This is a genomic window from Hydrogenivirga sp. (genome assembly GCF_056450045.1).
The window spans coordinates 1-3790 of the sequence record NZ_JBWONM010000221.1; the positions used below are offsets into that span (position 1 = coordinate 1).

A 3790-nucleotide genomic window follows, 5' to 3' on the forward strand; every position below is an offset into this window, starting at 1 on the left:
CAGGACTTCCCTATGTCCTGACTCCCATGGGGACTATAGTTGAAGGAGAGGACTGGGATGAGGTCATGGGAGTCCTCAAGAAGGGCTTTGAGGAGCTTAAAAAGGAGTGCCCGCGGATATCAATAACAATGAAGATAGACTACAGGGAGGGCAAGTCCGGCAGGCTCAAGAGCAAGGTTGAGTCCGTCCAGGAGAAGATAGGGAGGGAGATAAAGACCCTAAAGGGCTGAAGTTACTTTAAAAGTAGCTTTGTCCCGAACAGGAAGAGCTGGTGGGCTAATATAAGCAGTGCTATCAGGTAGTAAACTTGGGTGTGGCTCCTGCAGAGCCTCAGGGCGCCGAAGAAGCTAAGGAAAAAGCCCGGGAGCATTGAGAGCGTATTCAGTAGGTTCAGGATCCTCTCCTTCCTTACCTTCCTCTCCCTTATCTCCGCCGAAAGGAACTCCTCTGTATCCAGCCAGTACCTCTTAAACTCCATTAGGAAGTACTTCTTCCTTTCCTTGGTCAGAAGGGAGCCCTCCTCAAAGAGAAACCTTCCCTTTCCCTCGTACACAGCCCTCTTGGCAACTATGTGGGTGTTCCTGTACTTAAGGAAAACATTCCTGAGCTCTCCTCCCCTCCTGCTCTGGACATAGACTACGAGCCCTCCCGACTCTAAAAAGGTCTTCTCAATGAGGTTCTCAAAGAGCCTGTCCTTGTACTGGATAAGGAGACCCCTCCTTGCAAAGGAGACCTGCTCCTCAAAGAGGAGAAAGGAAAGAATCCCGGAGAGAAAAAAGAAGAGCAACGCGGGAACGGCGAACATCAGAAGGACCCTTGCGGGTGATATGTGGAAGGAGTAGAGGACGTGGAGAAGCTTTCTCTCCTTGAGCTCATAAGCTGTAAGTGCTGTTGAGGTTATCAGACCGTCGGGCAGGAAGAAGAAGCCGTAGTAGGCAAACCAGACCAGAAAGAAGGGTAGTGAGCTCGTCAACGGAAGCCCGAAGAGGATGAAGCCTATCCTGAAGACCTGAACCATGAGGAGGATGAAGGCGAGGATAAGGGCTGTCAGGTAGGTTGCCTTTGTGATCCTCCAGAGCAAAAACCTCAGAAGCATGTCCGGCACTCACCCTCTCAGGTACTTGAATATCAGGATAACTATAGCTATGGTTATGGAGGCATCCGCTACGTTGAAGGCGGGCCAGTAATGCTCCCCTATGTGGAGGTGAATGAAGTCCCTCACCTTTCCCAAGAAGAGCCTATCGTAGAGATTCCCAAGAGCTCCTCCCCCTATGAGCCCCATGGTTATCGCAAACCAGGGTTTTCCGTCCTTCTTTGAGTAGATGTAGGTTATCACGAAGGCAACTACAGGAGTCAGGATAAGCAGGGGAAGGCGGAACCAGTCAGGGAGCTCCGCAAACATACCGAAGGCAGCACCTCTGTTGTATATAAGAAAGAGCTTCAGGAAGGGTAGGGGGTCGTAGCTTTTTTCGGACAAAAGCTCCTGTGCCAGCTCCTTCGTAAAAAGGTCAAGGAAGAGAACGGCGGTGAGGGTCGTAAGGTATATCAGAGAGCTTCCTCTAAGGATCTTTCCCACACCTCCTTGAGTTTTGAAACCTCTTCACTTAAAACCTGCTCTCCGTTGAAGTTTACCCTCAGCTCTCTCTCCTCCTTGACCTTCCCTATGTACATCCAGTCAAGACCCTTGCTCTCAATAAAGTCTTTTACCTCATCGGACTTCGCAGGGTCAACGCTCACCACCACCCTCGTGGGCATCTCTGAGAATAGGAAGAAGTCAGACCTCTCATCGGAGTATATCTCAAGCTCAGCACCGAACCTGCTTAAGAAGAGGCTCTCAAGTATGTTTATGAGAAGACCTCCTGAGGAGACATCGTGGGCTGACTCAACCATACCTCTCCCTATCAGCTCAAGGAGTGTCTCAATGAGGGTTTTCTCTTTCTCCAGATTTACCTCCGGCACCCTACCTGCGACGGTCTGGTGGACGACCTTGAGGTACTCGCTTCCGTCAACCCTGCTCTCCCTCTGAAGGTCTCCTATTAGGAGCAGCTCTCCCGGTCTCCTGTATCCTATGCCCACGAACCTCTCAACGTCCTCAAGGACCCCAACGCACACAACAACGGGGGTTGGGTATATGTTTCTGACCCTGTCCTTCTCAACTGTCTCGTTGTACAGAGAAACGTTCCCGCTCACAACAGGAACATTGAGGTAACTGCAGGCATCCGCCATCCCCTCAACCGCCCTGTGAAGCTGCCACATTATCTCAGGTCTTTCAGGATTCCCAAAGTTCAGGCAGTCGGTTAGAGCTAAGGGCTTTGCTCCCACACAGGCTACGTTCCTGCAAGCCTCAGCCACTATATACTTTCCCCCTTCGTAAGGGTCAAGGAAGAGAAGCCTCCCGTTGCCTTCGGAGGAGATGGCTATCCCCTTCCTAGTTGAGAGCTCGGGCTTAACGACCCACTTGAGCCTCAGAACAGCCGCATCCCCTCCGGGCTTGAGGACGGTGTTGGTCCCCACCTGATAATCGTACTGGGTATAGACCCACCTCTTTGAGGCTACGTTGGGCGAAGATAGGAGAGCATGCAGGGCTTCTCTGAGCTCAACCTCCGGTAGAGCACTCTGGTCAAAGCTTCCCGTTTCCTTGAGGTACTCGGGCTCCTTGATGGGTCTCTCATAGACCGGCGCCTCGTCAACTATCAGACTCACCGGAAGCTCAGCTACGAGCTCACCCTTGTAGTAGGCTTTAAAATCACCGCCTTCGGCGGTCCTTCCAACGACCGCATAGCTGAGGTGGTATCTTTTGGCAAGCTCTTCCAGCTCCGGCAGATTATCTTCCTCAATCACCAAGAGCATCCTCTCCTGACTCTCTGAGAGGAGTATCTCGTAGGGGGTCATGCCCTCCTCCCTCAGGGGTACCCTGTCAAGGTGAAGCTCAACCCCCATGCCCGACTTGCTCGCAAGCTCAGAGGCAGAGCCCGCCAAGCCTGCAGCACCGAGGTCCTGCATACCTACCACCAGGTCCCTCTGGACAGCCTCCAAGACGGCTTCTACGAGCTTCTTTCCGAAGTAAGGGTCGCCAACCTGAACGTTTGGTCTCTTCTCCTCCGTATCCTCGGCGAACTCTCCCGAAGCCATCACAGCCCCGTGAATTCCGTCCCTACCGGTAGAGGAGCCTATCAGGAAGAGGAGCTGACCGACCCTCGTAGCCCGTGCCCTGAACATCCTCCCCGCAGGCATTATGCCCAAGCAGAAGGCGTTCACCAGGGGGTTAGTCACGTAAGAGTCTTCAAAGAAGGTCTCGCCGGCGACGGTAGGCACTCCTATTGAGTTTCCGTAGGAGCTTATGCCCTTTACAACCCCCTTCACAAGGTACCTCGTTCTCTGGTCTGTGAGCTCTCCAAACCTGAGGGAGTCCGCAAGAGCTATCGGTCTCGCTCCCATTGAGAGGACGTCCCTTATTATCCCACCGACCCCCGTTGCAGCCCCGTTGAAGGGCTCTATGAAGGAGGGATGGTTGTGGCTCTCAATCTTGAAGGCTACCCAGACCTTATCGTCTATCTCAACTACGCCGGCGTTCTCTCCGGGTCCCTGAACTACCCATTCCGCCTTTGTCGGAAACTTTCTCAGAACAACCCTTGAGGACTTGTAGGAGCAGTGCTCAGACCAGAGCGCCCCCAGAACGCCGAGCTCAACGTTGTTGGGCTCCCTACCGAGATAAGAGACTATTCGCCTAAACTCCTCCTCCGATAGACCGTGCGCTTCCCAAACCTTTTCCATGGAAGCTCTATTTTAT

Annotated in this window: 4 protein-coding genes; 1 reads left to right on the forward strand and 3 read right to left on the reverse strand. The window is 53.0% G+C overall.

The genetic code is table 11. From position 1 onward, the window contains the following. Window positions 1-230, forward strand: a 230-nt coding sequence (locus tag AC1HCM_RS08995) for a thiamine-binding protein (RefSeq protein WP_479461427.1), incomplete at its 5' end; no start/stop codon positions are given. A gap of 2 nt (window positions 231-232) precedes the next feature. Here the strand turns inward: AC1HCM_RS08995 and AC1HCM_RS09000 are convergent. From AC1HCM_RS09000 to purL, 3 genes are read right to left on the reverse strand one after another with little or no spacing between them, the layout of a single operon-like run. Beyond that, complete coding sequence (locus tag AC1HCM_RS09000) at window positions 233-1096, reverse strand: LptF/LptG family permease (protein WP_479461430.1); 864 nt, start codon at window positions 1094-1096, stop codon at window positions 233-235. 9 nt (window positions 1097-1105) lie between these two features. Further along, window positions 1106-1576, reverse strand: coding sequence for a signal peptidase II (gene lspA, locus AC1HCM_RS09005; RefSeq protein WP_479461428.1), 471 nt, complete (start codon window positions 1574-1576; stop codon window positions 1106-1108). Next, window positions 1546-3774 carry a phosphoribosylformylglycinamidine synthase subunit PurL gene (purL, locus tag AC1HCM_RS09010; RefSeq protein WP_479461429.1) on the reverse strand — a complete coding sequence of 743 codons (2229 nt, stop codon included), beginning with the start codon at window positions 3772-3774 and terminating at the stop codon, window positions 1546-1548. The genes lspA and purL overlap by 31 nt, the downstream gene beginning before the upstream one ends. Between the last annotated feature and the right edge of the window lie 16 nt (window positions 3775-3790).